Origin of the sequence: Pseudomonas sp. IT-P176 (genome assembly GCF_949767245.1) — a bacterium.
In the GTDB taxonomy this organism is placed as follows: domain Bacteria; phylum Pseudomonadota; class Gammaproteobacteria; order Pseudomonadales; family Pseudomonadaceae; genus Aquipseudomonas.
In genome coordinates, this window is the sequence record NZ_CATKPN010000101.1 from 204,890 (window position 1) to 221,911 (window position 17,022).

The 17,022-nt window shown below is 59.7% G+C and carries 24 protein-coding genes; all 24 read left to right on the forward strand.

Features of this window, described 5'->3' with window-relative positions; all coding sequences use genetic code 11:
- Positions 1 to 72 precede the first annotated feature (72 nt).
- The 24 genes from ACM6IP_RS24900 to ACM6IP_RS25015 all read left to right on the forward strand — a co-directional run bounded on the left by ACM6IP_RS24900 (position 73) and on the right by ACM6IP_RS25015 (position 17,010).
- Entirely contained in the window at positions 73 to 549 is a 477-nt protein-coding gene (locus ACM6IP_RS24900; RefSeq protein ID WP_414862476.1) for a hypothetical protein, read from the forward strand.
- Between the two features lie 176 nt (positions 550 to 725).
- Positions 726 to 1,076 carry a phage holin family protein gene (locus ACM6IP_RS24905; protein ID WP_414862477.1) on the forward strand — a complete coding sequence of 117 codons (351 nt, stop codon included), beginning with the start codon at positions 726 to 728 and terminating at the stop codon, positions 1,074 to 1,076.
- Positions 1,077 to 1,219: 143 nt separating this feature from the next.
- The gene (locus ACM6IP_RS24910) at positions 1,220 to 1,831 is read left to right on the forward strand and encodes a terminase small subunit (RefSeq protein WP_414862478.1); all 612 of its coding nucleotides are present in this window, start codon (positions 1,220 to 1,222) and stop codon (positions 1,829 to 1,831) included.
- A 2-nt stretch (positions 1,832 to 1,833) separates the two neighbouring features.
- Positions 1,834 to 3,864, forward strand: coding sequence for a phage terminase large subunit family protein (locus ACM6IP_RS24915; RefSeq protein ID WP_414862479.1), 2,031 nt, complete (start codon positions 1,834 to 1,836; stop codon positions 3,862 to 3,864).
- A gap of 1 nt (position 3,865) precedes the next feature.
- Positions 3,866 to 4,072 (forward strand): phage head-tail joining protein, encoded by a 207-nt coding sequence (locus tag ACM6IP_RS24920; protein ID WP_414862480.1) that lies wholly within the window; start codon positions 3,866 to 3,868, stop codon positions 4,070 to 4,072.
- Entirely contained in the window at positions 4,072 to 5,553 is a 1,482-nt protein-coding gene (locus ACM6IP_RS24925) for a phage portal protein (RefSeq protein ID WP_414862481.1), read from the forward strand. Before ACM6IP_RS24920 ends, ACM6IP_RS24925 begins: the two co-directional genes overlap by 1 nt.
- Positions 5,550 to 6,701 (forward strand): head maturation protease, ClpP-related, encoded by a 1,152-nt coding sequence (locus ACM6IP_RS24930; protein ID WP_414862482.1) that lies wholly within the window; start codon positions 5,550 to 5,552, stop codon positions 6,699 to 6,701. The genes ACM6IP_RS24925 and ACM6IP_RS24930 overlap by 4 nt, the downstream gene beginning before the upstream one ends.
- Positions 6,698 to 7,042: a head decoration protein gene (locus ACM6IP_RS24935; RefSeq protein WP_414862483.1), complete on the forward strand. Its 345-nt coding sequence runs from the start codon at positions 6,698 to 6,700 to the stop codon at positions 7,040 to 7,042. The genes ACM6IP_RS24930 and ACM6IP_RS24935 overlap by 4 nt, the downstream gene beginning before the upstream one ends.
- Positions 7,043 to 7,103: 61 nt before the next feature.
- On the forward strand, positions 7,104 to 8,099 hold the full coding sequence (locus ACM6IP_RS24940; RefSeq protein ID WP_414862484.1) for a major capsid protein: 996 nt from the start codon (positions 7,104 to 7,106) through the stop codon (positions 8,097 to 8,099).
- Positions 8,100 to 8,101: 2 nt separating this feature from the next.
- The gene (locus ACM6IP_RS24945; protein ID WP_414862485.1) at positions 8,102 to 8,416 is read left to right on the forward strand and encodes a hypothetical protein; all 315 of its coding nucleotides are present in this window, start codon (positions 8,102 to 8,104) and stop codon (positions 8,414 to 8,416) included.
- Entirely contained in the window at positions 8,413 to 9,075 is a 663-nt protein-coding gene (locus tag ACM6IP_RS24950) for a hypothetical protein (protein ID WP_414862486.1), read from the forward strand. Before ACM6IP_RS24945 ends, ACM6IP_RS24950 begins: the two co-directional genes overlap by 4 nt.
- The gene (locus ACM6IP_RS24955; protein ID WP_414862487.1) at positions 9,068 to 9,598 is read left to right on the forward strand and encodes a hypothetical protein; all 531 of its coding nucleotides are present in this window, start codon (positions 9,068 to 9,070) and stop codon (positions 9,596 to 9,598) included. The genes ACM6IP_RS24950 and ACM6IP_RS24955 overlap by 8 nt, the downstream gene beginning before the upstream one ends.
- Positions 9,595 to 10,176: a phage baseplate assembly protein V gene (locus ACM6IP_RS24960; RefSeq protein ID WP_414862488.1), complete on the forward strand. Its 582-nt coding sequence runs from the start codon at positions 9,595 to 9,597 to the stop codon at positions 10,174 to 10,176. Before ACM6IP_RS24955 ends, ACM6IP_RS24960 begins: the two co-directional genes overlap by 4 nt.
- 41 nt (positions 10,177 to 10,217) lie before the next feature.
- Positions 10,218 to 10,427: a hypothetical protein gene (locus ACM6IP_RS24965; protein ID WP_414862489.1), complete on the forward strand. Its 210-nt coding sequence runs from the start codon at positions 10,218 to 10,220 to the stop codon at positions 10,425 to 10,427.
- Between the two features lie 2 nt (positions 10,428 to 10,429).
- Complete coding sequence (locus ACM6IP_RS24970) at positions 10,430 to 10,756, forward strand: GPW/gp25 family protein (RefSeq protein WP_095169671.1); 327 nt, start codon at positions 10,430 to 10,432, stop codon at positions 10,754 to 10,756.
- Positions 10,753 to 11,733 (forward strand): baseplate J/gp47 family protein, encoded by a 981-nt coding sequence (locus tag ACM6IP_RS24975; protein ID WP_414862490.1) that lies wholly within the window; start codon positions 10,753 to 10,755, stop codon positions 11,731 to 11,733. Before ACM6IP_RS24970 ends, ACM6IP_RS24975 begins: the two co-directional genes overlap by 4 nt.
- Positions 11,730 to 12,455: a phage tail protein I gene (locus tag ACM6IP_RS24980; RefSeq protein WP_414862491.1), complete on the forward strand. Its 726-nt coding sequence runs from the start codon at positions 11,730 to 11,732 to the stop codon at positions 12,453 to 12,455. The genes ACM6IP_RS24975 and ACM6IP_RS24980 overlap by 4 nt, the downstream gene beginning before the upstream one ends.
- Positions 12,452 to 13,315: a phage tail protein gene (locus ACM6IP_RS24985; RefSeq protein WP_414862492.1), complete on the forward strand. Its 864-nt coding sequence runs from the start codon at positions 12,452 to 12,454 to the stop codon at positions 13,313 to 13,315. The genes ACM6IP_RS24980 and ACM6IP_RS24985 overlap by 4 nt, the downstream gene beginning before the upstream one ends.
- 5 nt (positions 13,316 to 13,320) lie before the next feature.
- Positions 13,321 to 14,061: a hypothetical protein gene (locus tag ACM6IP_RS24990; protein WP_095169675.1), complete on the forward strand. Its 741-nt coding sequence runs from the start codon at positions 13,321 to 13,323 to the stop codon at positions 14,059 to 14,061.
- A 7-nt stretch (positions 14,062 to 14,068) separates the two neighbouring features.
- Positions 14,069 to 14,533, forward strand: a complete 465-nt coding sequence (locus ACM6IP_RS24995; protein ID WP_414862493.1) for a hypothetical protein — start codon at positions 14,069 to 14,071, stop codon at positions 14,531 to 14,533.
- Positions 14,534 to 14,597: 64 nt separating this feature from the next.
- Positions 14,598 to 14,912, forward strand: coding sequence for a hypothetical protein (locus ACM6IP_RS25000; protein WP_414862494.1), 315 nt, complete (start codon positions 14,598 to 14,600; stop codon positions 14,910 to 14,912).
- 65 nt (positions 14,913 to 14,977) lie between these two features.
- Positions 14,978 to 16,144 carry a phage tail sheath subtilisin-like domain-containing protein gene (locus ACM6IP_RS25005; RefSeq protein ID WP_414862495.1) on the forward strand — a complete coding sequence of 389 codons (1,167 nt, stop codon included), beginning with the start codon at positions 14,978 to 14,980 and terminating at the stop codon, positions 16,142 to 16,144.
- Between the two features lie 14 nt (positions 16,145 to 16,158).
- Positions 16,159 to 16,668: a phage major tail tube protein gene (locus tag ACM6IP_RS25010; RefSeq protein WP_414862496.1), complete on the forward strand. Its 510-nt coding sequence runs from the start codon at positions 16,159 to 16,161 to the stop codon at positions 16,666 to 16,668.
- 45 nt (positions 16,669 to 16,713) lie between these two features.
- A complete protein-coding gene (locus tag ACM6IP_RS25015; protein WP_414862497.1) occupies positions 16,714 to 17,010 on the forward strand; it encodes a phage tail assembly protein in 297 nt (98 codons plus the stop codon).
- The last annotated feature ends 12 nt before the right edge of the window (positions 17,011 to 17,022 follow it).

Here is a 17,022-nt window from a genome sequence, read left to right on the forward strand (position 1 = left end):
TTTTGTTTGTGTAGGGTTTGTGTCGGGTCACGTGTTTTTTGTGTTGGGTTCGGTTCTCGGGGGGATTCAGGGATGATTGACGATATCGAGAGCTTGATGCGGCATTGGGGCGAGCAGTTGGGCCAGTACGGCCATGAGGCCAGCTTGGGCAGCCAAATGGGCACAATCATGGATTGGAAAGGCAGCGCACCACGTGGAACGCCTGGGACTCGGCCGCTCATCGGTGGCGGCTCAGGGATGGACTATGCCGCCGCCCAGGTCGACGCGGCCATCATGGAGCTTGAGCACCGCGACGAACGTGGGCTGAAGTTAGCGAGCCTAGCTCGACTGCGTTATGGCCATAGCGTTCCGGTGCGCCAACAGATGCAGGAAATTGGCTTGGCGGAAGGCGCTGACCGCACCTATCGCAATTGGGTGCATGCACTACATCAGCAAGTGATGGTGATCCTGATGGCGCGCATGGGAGTCGCCCGTGCACATCCCGTTCGTCGGGGCTGCTCACCTCAAGCCTGCGTCAAAGTTGCGTCAAAGTCGCGTCGAAACGAATGACCGAAAATGCCCCCTTTTCGGTTTTTCCGGAGGAGGGTAAAAAGTCCCCACGATCTGGAATCTGCGCCTTGGCGCTGACCTCGCACGTGCTGTGCAGCTTCACCCGGCCTTCCCTGCGCCGGTCACCCAACCCCGCTTCGGCGGGGTTTTTCATTCCCTTGCCGAGGAGGCAACGCATGTCGACTGAACAGGAGGTGCAGCAGTCGCTGGCCGATCTTCCAACCTGGCTACTGATTCTGGTGGCGCTCGCGGGTTTAACCGGGGAGATGTGGCGTGCTGATGCGGCAGGGATGGCGGTGCCGGTCTTGGTGAAGCGGGTGCTGTTGCGCTTCGGTGCTTCTGCCGTTTTTGGTCTCGCGACGGTGATGCTCGCCACGGCGCTGGGATGCAGTTTGATGACTGCCGCTGCAATAGGCAGCGTTGTGGCTTGTCTCGGTGCCGATGTGGCCAGCGGACTGTACGCTCGTTGGTTGGCAAAGCGGGCAGGGATCTGCGAGGCACCGCCGACCGGTGGCGGACAGGCATGAACTCGCCGGGGACCCTGGGGATATTCGTGGGGTACGGGGCATGAAACCCGTGCAACTGAGTTTCTGCGAGCCCGCAAAAGTTATTGAAATTTCAATTCACTGAAATCCTGTGATCTGTTGAAAAACAACTGAAAAGACGACCTATGACTGAGCCTCTCTACCTCTCGAAAAGTGCCTTTGCGGCACGCATTGGAAAGGCGCCCAGCACCATCACCTGGCTGAAAGACACCGGCCGTTTGGTCCTGGCGCCGGATGGGAAACGTGTCGACGTCCACGCGACTGAGTCCTTGATCAGGGACACCGCAGACCCAAGCAAAGTGGGAGTTGTCGCCCGGCATGATCGTGAGCGACAAGCGAAAGACGGCTTCCAGGAATCTGGCATGAGTTGTTCAGCATCGCTTTCACAGCCTGCGCCGCACATGAGTCTTCCAGAAGCAGCCGCGACACCAGACTTTCACAAAGCTCGCGCACGCAAAGAGCATTTTGCATCGCTCACGGTTGAGGCTGATTATTACAAGGACCAGGGCGTTCTCGTTGAGTCAGCCGTGGTCGACAGGGCGGCCTTCGATACGGGGCGGCTTTTGCGCGACTTGCTCATGACCATGCCGACACAAATCGCGCCGGAGCTAGCGGCGATGACGGATCCATGGACGGTAGAAAAACATTTGTTGGCATCACTTCGCCGGACGTTGGAAGACGCTGAGCGTATGTCTTCTGCGGATCTGCAGCGTGCTCTCTCAAACATAGGAAATTAACAATGATCAACTATGCCGACGGTACCGAGGTTTACCGTGACGGCTACTTTCGCGGATTGCGGCCGGAGCCGGAGCTTTGGGTAGACGAATGGGCTGATCGCTACATGCGTATTCCGCAGAGCCAGGGTGGCGCCGAGCCAGGGCCATATCGAACGGCTCGCACGCCGTATGCTCGTGAACCGATGCAGTGCTTGTCCCCGGCGCATCCGTGCAAGCGTGTGGTGACGATGGTTGCCTCGCAATTGATGAAAACGCAGATTGCCCTCAACTGGATCGGTGGCTGTATTCACATGGCGCCGGCGAACATTCTCCTGCTTGAGCCAACTCAGCGACTTGCCCAGGACATTGCGGCGCGGTTCGATCAGGCCGCCGAGGTGGTGCCTGAATTGCGCGAGCGTATTGTCAAACCCCGTTCCAGGGAAGGCACAAATACCTCCGGCATCAAGCAGTTTGAGGGCGGGCGCCTGTTCATTGCCACGGCAGGCTCGTCGTCGAACCTGGCGGAAAAGTCGGTGCGGTATGTCTACGGCGATGAGATTGATCGTTGGGAAATGGATCTGGATAACGAAGGTGACCCTGTCAAGCTGGCAGAGGCTCGCGCTTCGACGTTCGGGCGCAACGCCAAGTTCTATTTCTCGAGCACGCCAACCCTAAAAGGCGCGTCGCGTATCGATGATCTTTTCCGGATCAGTGATCAACGTTACTTCTACGTGCCATGCCCACATTGCGGGCACATGCAAGTGCTGGACTGGTCCAACCTAAAGTGGGATGACGCCTATACCCTAGTGCAATATCTGTGCAGTGGCCCTGACTGTGGGGCACTGATTGATGAACACGAAAAGGCCACCATGCTTCAAAAAGGCGAGTGGCGCGCTCACTCCCATGGTGATGGGGAGACCATCGGGTTTCAGCTCAATGCCTTGTATGCACCGCTTGGTTGGACGAGCTGGGCGTTACTCGCTCGTGATTATGACACTGCGATGAGCGAGCAGAAAAAGGGCAATCAATCGCTCATGCAGGTGTTTTACAACACCCGGCTTGGATTACCCTGGGACAGTGCTTTGGAACAAACCAAGGCTGATGAACTCCAGGCCCGTGCGTTGATGGAGACCTATGTCCTCGGCACCGTACCCATGGGGGCCTTGATGTTGACCGCGTCGGTCGACGTTCAAGGTAATCGCCTGGAATTTATGGTGATGGGTTGGGGGGTAGGGCTGGAACGCTGGGTCATTGATCACCAGGTCATCATGGGCGACCCATCCGACGACAGGACCTGGGAGGCATTGGACGACAAGCTCAAGGCCCGCTATCGCCATCCTAGTGGAGTCGGGCTTGCCATCTTGGCAACCGCCGTTGACTCGGGCGGTAACCACACGCATGAGGTCTATCAGTTCTGCCGGATTCGTCGTTGGCGCAACGTCTTCGCGGTGAAAGGTGAGAGCCGGCCGAACAAACCAATTATTGCTCAACGCCCGTCTCGAGTGGATGTTAACTGGCGCGGTAACGTTGAAAAGAATGGTGCCGAACTCTGGCTGATTGGTACCGACACTACCAAGGACTGGATCTATAACCGTTATCCGCTCGAGTCCGGTCCTGGTGCTCTGCATTTTGCCAGGGATTTGCCTGAAGACTTCTTCGCTCAGTGTGTGGCTGAGCGCAAGGTAGCTCGTTTTACCCAAGGCACTTGGCGAGTTGAATGGACCAAGGGCAAAGCCGATCGTAACGAAGCGCTCGATCTGATGGTGTACGCCAGAGCAATGGCAGAGTACTTGGGCTTGGGCCGGTATCACGAAAGTGATTGGGACAAGGTTCGCCAGTCGCTCATGCAGCATCATTTGTTTGAAGACAAATCGGTGTCGCCCGATCCGGTCGAGCAGCAGTCACAACCCTCGGTACCGGAAGAGTTATTGGCAGTGGTTGCTGTTCGACCTGCGCCGGAAGTCTCTGTCTCAACCCGCAGTACCCCGCCACAACAGCCAGTGGCTGTTCCTCCACGTCGCATCAGCAGAAGCGGCTACCTGAAGAGACGCTGATATGTCCTTTACCCAGAAGCACCTCGATGCGGTTGAGGGGGCTATCGCTCGCGGTGAGAAAACCGTGCGCTATGGCGACCGCACTGTGGAATACCGATCCATCGATGAGCTGCTCAAGGCTCGCGATGAGATTCGCACCTCGCTGGTCAACTCAGCCGGCCCGCGCTCTCGCATAGTACGGCTTTACCACGGAGGCAAAGGACTCTAATGGCTCGACATTATCCGACGCTGACCCGTAACGGATTCTTGTTGCCGTCGAACATCAAGGCCAGTTACGAAGGCGCCGGGGAGGGTCGTCGGTCCACTGGATGGGATGCCCCAGACAACGGGATCAACAGCATCAACACCCCGGCATTGCGTAATCTGCGCTCCCGTTCACGGGCGGCAGTACGTAATGACCCCTATGCCTTCAACGTCATCGACAAGCGCGTCAGCAATTTGATCGGCACCGGCATCAACCCTCGGCCAACAACCGATGACGATGCCCTGCGCAAGTTGCTGCAGGAGCTTTGGGACGACTGGGTCGACGAGTCGGACGCCGATGAGCGCACAGACTTCTACGGCCAGCAGGCGCTGATAGCTCGCACAGTCGAAACCTCGGGAGAGTGCTTTGTCCGGCTGCGGCCACGCGGTCTGGACGAAGGCCTCGCAGTGCCCTTACAGCTCCAGGTGCTGGCACCAGAGTTCGTGCCGCACGACAAATTCGAGACCACCAAAACCGGCAACTCCATCCGTGCCGGGATCGAGTTCACCCCTGGCGGCAAGCGCGTAGCGTACTGGATGTACCTGTCGCACCCGCGAGATGCGTCGTCGCTGAACGCCGGTTACAACCAATTGGTGCGGGTGCCTGCAGCCCAGGTATTGCATATCTTCGAGCCGGTTGAACCCGGCCAGTTGCGCGGCGTGCCGCGTTTGTCGCCTGTGTTGAAACGGCTGCGCAGCCTCGACAACTACGACGACGCGGTGTTGTTTCGCCAAGAGGTGGCCAACTTGTTTGCCGGCTTCATCAGTCGCCCGGCACCGGAATCACAGCAGATGCCCAGAGATCCGGTTACTGGTCAACTGCTGACCACCGACCGCGATGGCTTCACGCCGATGGTCGCGTTGGAGCCCGGCACCATGCAGGAGCTGGGTCCCGGCGAAGAGGTCGAGTTCTCCAAGCCGCCGGACGCGGGCAACAACTACCCGGACTTTATGCGGCAACAGTTGATGGCTGCGGCTGCCGGCACCGGGACTCCCTACGAGATCCTTACCGGCGACATGCGCGAGGTCAACGACCGGGCGTTGCGGGTAGTGCTCAACGAATTTCGGCGCCGGCTGGAGCAGCTGCAATTCAGCGTGTACGTGCACCAGTTATGTCGCCCAGTTCGCGCCGCGTGGATGGACATGGCGGTGCTGTCGGGTGTCCTGGTGCTGGACGGTTACGCACAACGTCGCCGCGAATACCTGCGCACGCGTTGGGTGCCGCAAGGCTGGGCGTACATTCAGCCGGTGCAGGACGTACAGGCGCGCCGGATGGAAGTGCAAGCGGGCTTCGCCTCGCGCAGCGAAATGGTCTTGCGCACCGGCTACGACGCCGAAACGGTCGATGCGGAAAACGCGGCGGATCTCGCCAGAGCCACGGGCCTTGGCCTCAATTACACCACTCTCGACGCCGTCGTTTCCCTCGACGACAAGGAGCAACCATGAGCAAAAAAGCGATCCCGCGCATCTACGACAAGGCCGGCAAGCGCGTGCCGGTCCAGGACAAAAGCTGGTACGCCGTGCAAGCCAGCGGCGAAGCCAAACAACGCACCATCGAAGTCTTTGTGTATGGCGAGATCGGTTACTGGGGCGTCACGGCCAATCAGTTCGTGCTGGATCTGCAGGCGATGGACGACGGTGTGTCGCCAGTCATCGTCGCCTTCAACAGCATCGGCGGTGACTTGTTCGACGGCCTGGCTATTCACAACGCGCTGTCGCGTCTCGGTGAGCGTTGCACCGGTCGTGTTGATGCTTTGGCGGCCAGTGCGGCCAGCGTGGCGGTCTGCGGTGCGCACCGGGTGGTGATCGCGGCCAACGCCATGCTGATGATTCACAACCCCTGGACCTACGCCTCGGGCGATGCCGAGGACTTCCGCAAGGTGGCCCAGGTGCTGGATCAAACCATGGAAGCGATTATCGCTGCCTACAAGTCCAAGGCGCCGGACATCGACGAAGCCGAGCTACGACGGATGGTTGATGCTGAAACCTGGCTCACCGCCAATGAAGCGGTGGCACTGGGCCTGGCCGATGAGGTGGGCGAGGGCGTGAAGGTCAAGGCCTGCCTGGGCCAGGGTGGGGTGTTGCAGCGCTACCAGCATGCACCGGCTGATCTGCTCGCCCAGCTCGACGAACCACCCGAGTCCGATCCTGAATTGGAGCCTGTCGAGCCACCGGCGCCGCCCGTGGTCGACTCGGCCACGCTGGCGCTGATGATCACCCAGCGTTGCGCTGAGGGTGGCATCAGCAACCTGGTCGAACCGCTGCTCAGTTCGACCAAGCTTGAAAGCGAGTCCATCGTCCTGGCCGGGTTGACCCGCGCCAAGGCCGTGCACGACCTCTGTGTCGCGGCACGGTTGCCGGAGTTCAGCGCCGAGTACGTCGCGGCGGGGCTGGACGCACCGGCGGTCCGTGCGCGTCTGTTCGACAAGATCGTCGGCAGCGGCAAGGGCTTCGAAATCGACAACAGCCTGCCACTGGACAACGACCCACCGGCGAAGGTCCAGGCGAAGCAAATCGATCAGCCTTCCATCTGGTCCGCCCGACACGCCGCGCATTCCGGCAAACCCCAATCCGCTACAGGAGCAAGAACATGACCATTCAACGCGAGCCCATGCATGCAGGCGAGTTTCTCCTGTCTGAAGCATCCGGCACCATTTCTCGCGAGGCTATCAACGTCGCTGCCGGTCCCGCACTGGAGCCAGGGCAGATCCTCGGCCTGGTCAGTGCTACCAGCGAGTTTGCCCCGTACAACCCGACCGCTGAAGACGGTAGCGAAAACGCGTTGGCCATTCTCTATGGCCCGTTGGGCGAGTCGGATGTGGTGCGTCGCGGCCGCGCCGTGGTGCGTTTGGCTGAAGTCAGCGAGGCGCACCTCACCGGTCTCGATCCCGCCGCTGAAAAGGCCCTGGCCACTCATTTCTTGATCGTCCGCTAAGACGACCACCCTGATGATCGAACCCGCCGAGTGCGGGTTTTTGCTTTTTGGAGATTGATTCATGGCTGATATTGAAATCTTTAACGATGATGCGTTCTCGGTCTCGTCGCTGACCGCCGCCATCAACGAACAGGAATACCTGCCGGGTCGCATCAGCAGCCTCGGCCTGTTCCAGGAAGAAGGCATTACCACCCTGACCGTGCAAATTGAAAAGGACGGCGACACCCTGGCCCTGGTCCCTGCAGGTGAACGTGGTACCTCCGGTTTGGTGGTGGCGGGCACCAAGCGCAACCTGATCCCGTTTAATACCGTGCACCTGCCTCAGCGTTTTGCGATCAAGGCCGATGAGATTCAGGGTATTCGTGCGTTTGGTACCCGGTCCGAGCTGCAGGCGGTTCAGGATGTGGTCAACAAGCGTTTGGCCAAATGCCGGCGGCAGCTTGACGCCACACACGAGTTTCAGCGCATGGGTGCGTTGAATGGTCAGATCCTTGATGCGGACGGTACGACCGTCCTGCTGGACATCTACAAGACCTTCGGTGTGACCCGCAAGAAAATGTCCATGGGGCTGAACAGCCCCGACACCGAGGTCCGTGTCAAATGTGGTGACGCATTGGACCTGCAGGAGGAGGCGCTGGGCAGTATTACCAGCAGCGGTTCCCGGGCGCTCTGTGGCAAGCATTTCTGGAACAAGCTGGTTGTTCACAAGTCGATCAAGGATACCTTCCTCAACAGTCAGCAGGCGGCGGCATTGCGCGGAGATGCTCGTGAGAGCTTCGAGTTTGGCGGCATCGTCTGGGAGCGTTATCGCGGCAAGATCGCGGGCGTGAGCTTTATCCATGATGACAAGGCACTGCTGATTCCTGAGGGCGTACCTGACCTATATATCTCGGTGTTTGCACCGGCTGACTACATGGAGACGGTCAACACCGAGGGTGTTCCGTACTACAGCAAGATCGAGCCGCTGCCGTTCAACAAGGGCATGGCCGGAGAAGCCCAATCCAACCCGTTGCACCTGTGCACTCGGCCCCTCGCGCAGATCCTGCTGGAGCTCTGAGTATGGCCTTTCGCGACCTGATCGACGACATCGACGACGTGGTGTTTGAAGTTCTGGGTGATACGGCATACATCAATGACAAGGAGGTGCTGGGGATGTTCTCGGCTCCTTGGCTGCAGCCGAAGCTAGGCCGGATCAACACCGGGTTGCGCGAGCCGCACCTGGTGATCCGCGTGGCGGACTCGGATGGTGTGCGGGAGCGTCAGCAAGTGCGTATCGACTTGCCTGTTCATGATGGTGGTGGTCACTACACCCTGGTTCGAGTTGAACCTGGTGGTGACGGTCTGGTGACCTTGGTACTGAGGAAGAATCCATGAGTGTCGGCAGCTACGTTAAGCAATCAGCCAAGAGCGGCATGATCACCTTGCAGGCCGATCGGTCTGACCTAAAGGCCTTCACCGATTTCGCGGCATTGGTACCCAAGGCACTAGCAGCGGCTCAACGTCGAGCCATCAACAAGACCTTGCGCTGGCTGCGCACCCAGATTGCCCGTGCGGTTAGTCGGCAGGAGCGCATTGCAGTCACTGCGGTACGGCAGCGCTTGCGTGCTTATCCGGCCAGCAGTAACGGCCAGGGCAAGCTGTGGTTCGGCATCAACCCGATAGACGCCACTCGGGCAGGTCGACCTCGGCAGACTCGAGCAGGTGTGTCGGTGGCAGGACGACGCTATCAAGGGGCGTTCTTCAAGAAGGTCTACGGTGGTCAGCCCGATATCTGGATTCGCACGGCCAGCAAGCACTTCGATGCAAGCAATTACCCGGAAAGCGACGTATCCGGTGGTGGCGGTCGCCGCTCAGGTTGGATCTCGGAAAACGACAGTCGCTTCCCGCTGGCCAAGGCGAAGATTTCGCTGGATGACGTTCGTCCGCACTTCGAGGAATGGACCAATCGTGCTCATCAGCGGTTGCTGGTGGTGATGGAGCAAGAGTTGAACTTTGAACTGCAGAAGTACTTGCGGAGAACAGGCAATGGTTGATGACCCAATTCCCCTCGGTCAGGTTTATGCCGCGATTGAACAGCACATCAGGGACGCTATTCCTGGACTCGCTTATGTCGGGACCATGCCGGATGGGATCGAGGTGGTGCCGCCTCCGGCGGTAGTGCTTGAACTGGCCGGATTCGAAAACGCAGACAAGGATCCAGGCACAGGCGAAACCGCAGTTGAGGCTCGCTTCGAAGCTCGCGTGATCGTTGCCGCCGAAGAAGAAAACTGTCTGCATGTGGCGGCATTTGTCGCAGCTCAATTGGCGGTGCTGCTGCGTATGCAGTCGTGGGGCTTGGCCGTTGAGTTTGCCGAGTTCGTGCGAGCAGAACGAGACTGGAGCCGACCCGAGCTGGATAGTTACGCGGTTTGGGTGGTTGAGTGGACCCAGGTCATTTATCTCGGTCAGGAGGAGTGGCCATGGTCGGAGGGCACTGGCCAGTTGGTGGTTGCTTTTGACCCGGACACTGGCCCGGGTAACGAGCACCATTACCGGCCCCCAGAGGCCCTGGCATGAGCTATGCGACCGCTGAGCATGACCGCATGCTGGCCGGTCTGGTGATCCCCTGCCGAGTTGTCGCGGTGGATCTGGTGGCAGCCAGGGTGCGGGTATCCGATGGCGGCGCCTGGGTTAGTGCCTGGATTCGCTGGCATGCCCTGGCCGCCGGCAAGGCCCGACACTGGCGTGCGCCGAGCCTGCATGAGCAGGGTGCGTTAATTAGCCCAAGTGGTGATCCCGCCCAAGGCACGTTTATTCCTGGGTTGTATGGCGATGCCGGCGCGCAACCGGACAATCGCGATCATGTTGAGGTGTGGCGCTTTGATGATGGCGGCTCGCTGGTCTACGACTGGGCGGCCAACAGCTACACCATCAAGCTGCCCACCGGCACGGTCAGCATCGAGGTCGGCAGCAGCAAGGCGACAGTGACTGACGGCGCGATCACCGCGGAATCATCCTCAATTTCGGCCAAGGCAGCCACGATCACCCTGGAGGGAAGTGTGGATATCAAAGGCCTGTTGCGAGTCACGGGCGATATTTTCGGCGGTGGACGCATCATCGACACTGCAGGCAATACGCCAAATCACAAGCACTGACAGCCCGCCCTTGCGGGCCTTGTCTTTTCTGGAGAACCCCTATGAGTACCAAGAAATCCGCTGCGCCTGGTGCGCCGGCGGACGTGACCTTTGTTGACAGTCTCTATGCCTCGCGCTCGCTCTTCCTTGCGAGCGGCGAGGGGCTGCGTGAGTTCAAGGTTGTAGGCCACCGCGTGACAATCCAGGACGACGACGCCGAAGCGCTGGAGTACCTGCTCGACCATGCCGAGCTGCAGATTCTGGAAGGCTAGCCATGATTGGCCTGGATCGTCGGACCGGACAGCCAGTCACCGGCCTTGATCATTTGCGGCAGTCGATTGAGGACATTTTGACCACTCCAATCGGCAGCCGTCGCATGCGGCCGGAATACGGCAGCAAGCTGCGCCGTTACGTCGACCTGCCGGTGAGCGAGGGTTGGAAAAGCGCTGTACAGGCTGAGGTCGCTCGCGCCCTGGGCCGTTGGGAGCCGCGTTTGAAGCTGGAGCGGGTGCGTGTGACAGCTGTTGTTGGCGGTCAGATCAGCCTGGAGTTAACCGGCGAATACCTGGGCAATGCTGCCGTAGTGGAGGTAAGTGCATGATCGATCTTTCTTTGCTTCCCCCGCCAGATGTAGTGGAAACGCTGGAATTTGAGACGCTGTATCAGCAGATCCTCGGCGACTTCCGTGCGCACATGGGTGACCAGTGGACGGCGGTTTTGGAGTCTGATCCGGTGGTCAAGCTGCTGGAGGTGGCGGCCTATCAGAAAATGCTCGGCCGCGCCCGGATCAATGCGGCGGCCAAGGCCAGCTTGCTGGCTTATGCACGGGGTGCCGATCTGGACAACCGAGGGGCCGACTTTGATGTGAAGCGCCTGGAGCTGGTGCCCGCTGATCCTGACGCGGTGCCACCGGTGGCGGCCGTCATGGAGAAAGACGATGACTTTCTGTATCGCATACGGCTTTCCCTAGAGCGCCTTTCAGTGGCCGGTGGCCGTGGTGCATATGAGTACCACGCGTTAACGGCTTCTGCCGACGTGGCCAGCGTGTCGGTGGATTCTCCGACCTTCAAAGCGGCGGAAATCAGCGCTGATGTCCGGGCTTTGTTGCCGGCCGGGGCCATCGTTCTGGTGTGCGATTACGCGGCCGGTTTGAGCAATCCGCTACCGGGTGACGTGTCGCTGTCTGTGCTGCCGATTGTCGGCAGTGCGGCTGATCCAGCTGCTCTGGTGGCAGCGGTGCAAAAGTCAGTCTCCAACGAGGATGTCAGGCCCATCACCGACAGGCCTCGTAGCTTGCTCGGGCAACCGGATGAGTATCGCGTAATTGCCAAGCTTGAGGTTCTCGACGGTCCTTCGCTGCCGATAGTGGTGGCTGCCGCTAAAGCCAAGTTGGCGGCAGTCATTGCGGCGGCCCGGGATCTGGAAGGGGAGTTGTCCTTGTCCGCCATCTACGGCGCGCTACACGCCTCGGGTGTGCGGCGAGTATTGCTTGAATCTCCTACGGCCGACGTGATGAGCGACAAGCGACATTACCCGAGCTGTATCGGCATCGACGTTAAGGGGGTGGTTGTCTCATGAGCCAGCTACTGCCCCATAACAGCACCAGGTTGGAGAGGGCGCTTGCCACCGCCTGTGACTTGGGGGTCGACCCCGAGATTATTCGCGGGGTGGCTGACTCGGCGCGCTGCCCGGTCGACTTCCTGCCATGGCTCGCTTGGGCCATGTCAGTGCAAGGCTGGGAGGCCGCCGATACGGAGGTGCAGCAACGTGCGCTGATTCGCCAGTCGATCCCGATTCACAAGACCAAGGGCACGGTCGGCGCAATCCGGCGGGTGTTGAAGGCTGTCGGGGTGACAGCGGATTACAAGGAATGGACGCAAATACCGGGAGCTGTGCCGTACAGCTTTGAGCTGATCGCCTGGGCGAACGACAACCGCCCGGGCGAGGGTTCGATTCTTTCCCCGCAACTGTTCCAGCGGATCAAGGCCCTGGTCGACGCCACCAAGAACGAGCGCAGCCATTACACGCTCCTGCTGGGCGCCCGGTTCGATAACACGCTGGGGGTGGCCAACGCGACCCAGGGGCAAGTTGTGGTTCGCGGTAGTCAGGAGCCTTTGCTGTTGCAGCCAGATACGGCTGTTCAGGCGCTTGGGGTGGCCAGCGTGGTCGATGTGTGCGGGGTCAGCCGGTACAGCGCAGACCTTCAAGGAGTGCCAGCAGCTACAGAACAGAGCCTTGCGATGGCCAACGCGGCACAAACCCTAATCGTTGTCAGGGGCACTATGGAGGCCGTTTTATGAGTGAGCTACAACCCGTTATTACCAAGGCCGGTTTGTCCGCAGTTTGGCGCAAGGACAAAACAGGGCTGGCCGCGCAAATCACCCACGTGGTGATCGGAACTGCAGGCTACACGCCGGCTAACACGCAGACGGCTTTGCGCAATCAGGTGGCGGTTTACCCCATTTCTGATGGGGAAACCCTGAGTTCCACCCTGTTGCATGTCACGGCGGTAGCGGATGGTCCTCAAGCGATTTGGGTTCGCGAGATCGGTTACTTGCTGTCCGACGGCACTTTGTTTGCGGTCTGGTCGCACGCAACCGACGTGCTGGCCTACAAGCCAGCCGGAAACAAGTTGCTGTTGGCTTACGACCTGTCGTTAACCGCGTTGCCGCCTGACAGCGTCACGATCACCTCAACCGGCGCGGGCTTGAACCTGTCGCTGTCGGAAGAGCTGGCTGCCCTGGCCACGGCGAGTATCGCGGACATGCTGCGGGGGCTGGAGCAGCAGGACGTAGTCGAAAGCCAGGCCAGGCTGCACCAGCTTGAAGGCGGCCAGATTGCCTATCTGATGGACCGCATGCGTAAAGCCGAGGCGCGCCAGGATAGCGACTACGCGGGGTTTGCGGAGCAGGCCGCCGCGCAGGCCTCCGCCGGCATCGCGGATATGTTGCGTGGTGCGACGCAGCAAGACGTGATCGAAGAGCAAGCGAAGCAGCACGAGTTGGAAGGTCGGCAGATTGCCAGCCTGACGAATCGCATGCGACAGACCGAAGCGCGGCAGGCAGGCGACTACGAAGGGTTGTTGACGGCTATCGCGGCTAACGCGATGGCAGTTGTCAGCTTGCAACATCAATTTTCAAAAGCAACTTACGGAGCGTAAGCGTTATGAGTCTTGAATCCACTATCGCGGACCTGGTGACGAAAACCACCAACTTGCTGGATTACTTCAACAACAAGAAAGCGGGTATCGATTCGGCGGTGGCAGCTGCTATTGCGGCAGTGCCGGCCAACCTGAAAGTGTTTTATGTAAACCAATTGACCGGCGTTGATACCAATGTTGGTTCCACTTCGGCGCCGCTGAAAACCTTGGATCGGGCGCTTTATAACACCCCCGTTGGGGGCGTATGCCGCGTTTACTTGCAAGATGACTACACCATGTCGTCGAACATCAACGTGGACGGTCGTTTTTTAACAATCTTTAGCGATGTCACTGGCACACGTCGCAAGCTCATCCCGGTGTATTACCTGGCTGCCGAAGGGACTGCCAACTACCTTTCGGGCTTTCCCATTATGAATGGCGGCCAAATCATGATGCAGGACATTGTGATCCCAATTCCAAGCAGCGCGGGCCTGGCTATTGCTCCCACTGGCTTCACTTGTTCAATGTTCAAAACCACCTCTAATGGTGGTACGCCGATTGTGGCGGTGAAAATGACGCAATGCGAAGTGACGGCGCCGGCTGACTTCCCAGGTGCGCTGTTAGGTGTTCCTAACAGCGCTGTGGTCTTTGAAGTGCTCGCTGTCTCGTTCCCCGTAGGCTTCAACGGTCGCTATCTCTTTGGTGTCTCGGCTGGCACCGCTTCTAATACGTTGCCCAACGTCCTGACTAACCTTTCGACTCTGTGAGAAGAAAATGCAAAAGCAAAACCTGAACTTCGACTATGACGGCCGCACGTTTGTCGGCTTCAACTTTGCCGACTTGCCCCTTTCTGCGGCGCAGTTAGTTGCTGCCCAGCAGATCGACCAAAGCGCAGACAAGGCTCGCAGCGCCGTGCTGGGCGACCCGCTGCGTGCGGTGGAGTACCGACTGACAGCGGATGAAGCCGAACGCTTCGCGGCTGCTGCTTACGACGGCCCTGTCCCGGCCACTGTTCAAGCCTGGATGGACGCGGCGGGGTTGGACGCCAAGGCGGCAACGGACAACATTCTGGCCGAAGCCCATGCCTGGAATGCAGCTATCTATGCCATTCGTGCCGCTCGCTTGAAGGGCAAGCAGCGGGTTCTCAAGGCACAAACTCACGACGCGGCCGAGGCGCTGGCCGACGAAGCCATCAACGCCATTCGCGAAAGCGTCCAGGGCGTCGGCAACGTCGCCTAATCAACTCACTTAACTCGCACCCCGAGGCCGCTATGCGGCTTTTTTTGTGCCTGGAGGCCATGCAATGAACCGAACCCAACTTGAGCACGTCGTTGCGGCACTGCTGATCATGGGCACCCTGTGGGGCGTCCTGGCCCTGCTGGCGATCCCTGGCGGCCACTGGACCGGCGCCGCTGCCGGCGTCTTCTTCTTCGTCGGCCGTGAATATACCCAGGGCGAGCGCAACCTGGCGCATGTCGAGTCGGTACACCTGGCCAATCTGCGCTGGTACGACGGTTTGCGCTTCTGGCGATGGACGCCGGACGGGCGCCTCGATCTGCTCTTTCCTCTGCTGGCGTGCCTGGTAGTGGCGCTGCTGGCGCAGCTGTTGCTGCACTGACTGATCCCCTTTCTTTCCACCCCAGGGCCGCGCATGACGCGGCCTTATGCTTTCTGGAGTTCCACATGGCTGGATTCTTTCACGGCGTTACCGTAACGAACGTCAACACCGGCGCGCGTAACATCGCGATGCCGTCCTCTTCGATCATTGGCGTGGTCGACACCTTTACCGAGGGCGCGAACGCCACGGCCAAAGCCGGGGACCTGGTGCTGCTCACCAACGATCGCGAGGCTATTGCCGCATTCGGTCCTGACTCGGCCATGACCAAGTCTTGCCTGGCGATCTTTACCCGCGCCAAGGCGGTGATTGTCGCGTCGGGCGTGGCCAAGGCCGTCGACGCGGCCGCGCAGACGTCCTCGATCATTGGCGGCGTCCAGGCCAATGGCAAGCGTACCGGCCTGCAGGCGCTGCTCGATGGCAAGAGCCGCTTCAACGCCCAGCCGCGGCTGATCATCGCGCCCAAGCACAGCGCTACCCAGGCGGTGGCCACGGCCATCGATGCGCTGGCCGGCAAGCTGCGTGCTATGGGCATCATCGACGGGCCGGGCACGACCGACGAAGCGGCCACCACCTACGCCAAGCTCTTTGGCTCCAGGCGCTTGTATATGGTCGATCCCGGCGTGCAGGTGTGGGACACCCTGGCCAGCAAGACCGTCGATGCACCGGCTTCGGCCTGGACAGCGGGGCTGTTTGCCTACACCGACAGCGAATACGGCTTTTGGGCGTCGCCGTCGAACAAGGAGTTTGTCGGCGTCACTGGTACCACTCGCGCGGTCGAGTACCTGGACGGCGACGAGAGCTGTCGGGCCAACCTGCTGAACAACGCCAATATCGCGACCATTATTCGCGATGACGGCTTCCGCCTGTGGGGCAACCGCACCCTGTCGAGTGATCCCAAGTGGTCGTTTGTGACCCGCGTGCGCACCATGGATATCGTCATGGACGCCATCCTGTACGGGCATAAATGGGCGGTCGACCGCTCGATTACTTCGACCTACATCCGCGACGTAACCGAAGGTCTTCAGGCCTTCATGCGCGACCTGAAAGCGCAGGGCGCAATCATCAACTTTGAGGTCTACGCCGACCCCGTGCTCAACACGGCCAGTCAGTTGGAGGAGGGTAAGGTTTTTTGGAACATTCGCTTTACCGACGTTCCGCCGGCTGAAAACCCTAACTTCCGCATCGAAGTCACCAACCAATGGCTGACCGAAGTCCTCGATCAAGTCGCATAAGGAGCGCATGACACATGGCAATGATTCCCGAAACACTGGCAAACCTTAACTTGTTCGTCGACGGCCAGAGCTTTCAAGGCGACGTGACCAGCCTGACCCTGCCCAAACTCACGCTCAAGACCGAAGAACACCGTGCCGGCGGTATGGACATGCCGATTGAGCTGGACATGGGGATGGAAAAAATGGAATCCAACTTCACCACCACTGGCGTGCGCAAGGAGTCGTTGAAATTCTTTGGCCTGGCCGACGGTAACGCCTTCAACGGCACCTTCCGAGGTTCTTTCAAGGGCAAGAGGGGCGAGACCAAGGCGGTCGTGGTCACCCAGCGCGGCACGTTGAAAGAGCTCGACATGGGCGATTGGAAGGCAGGCGACAAGGCCGAAATCAAGCACGCCATTGCCGTGACCTATTACAAGCTCGAAGTCGGCGGTGAGGTGATCTACGAGATCGACCCGGAGGGCATGAAGCGTGTGATCAACGGCGTCGATCAGTTGGCCAGCCAGCGCCGCGACCTCGGCCTGTAATCCCCAACCCTTTCTCACACCTTTTCGAATCAAGGACACCCTGTCATGAGCAAGCCACTGCCGAAGTACATCAAGTTGGAAGCGGATCGCGTTACCGTAACCCTGACCAAACCATCCGAGCTGAACGGCATCACCCAGGATCAAATCACCCTGCGCGCGCCGACCGTGCGCGATGTGCGCAACGCTTCGCAGATCGCTGGTGGCGACGAGGAAGTGCGTGAGCTGAACCTGTTCGCCTCGCTGGCTGAGGTCGGTGTAAAGGATCTGGAAGGCATCACCTACAGGGACTATACCCGCCTGCAGACCGGTTATTTTCGCCTGGTGTATGACGACGAGCTTTAATCCAGACACTCA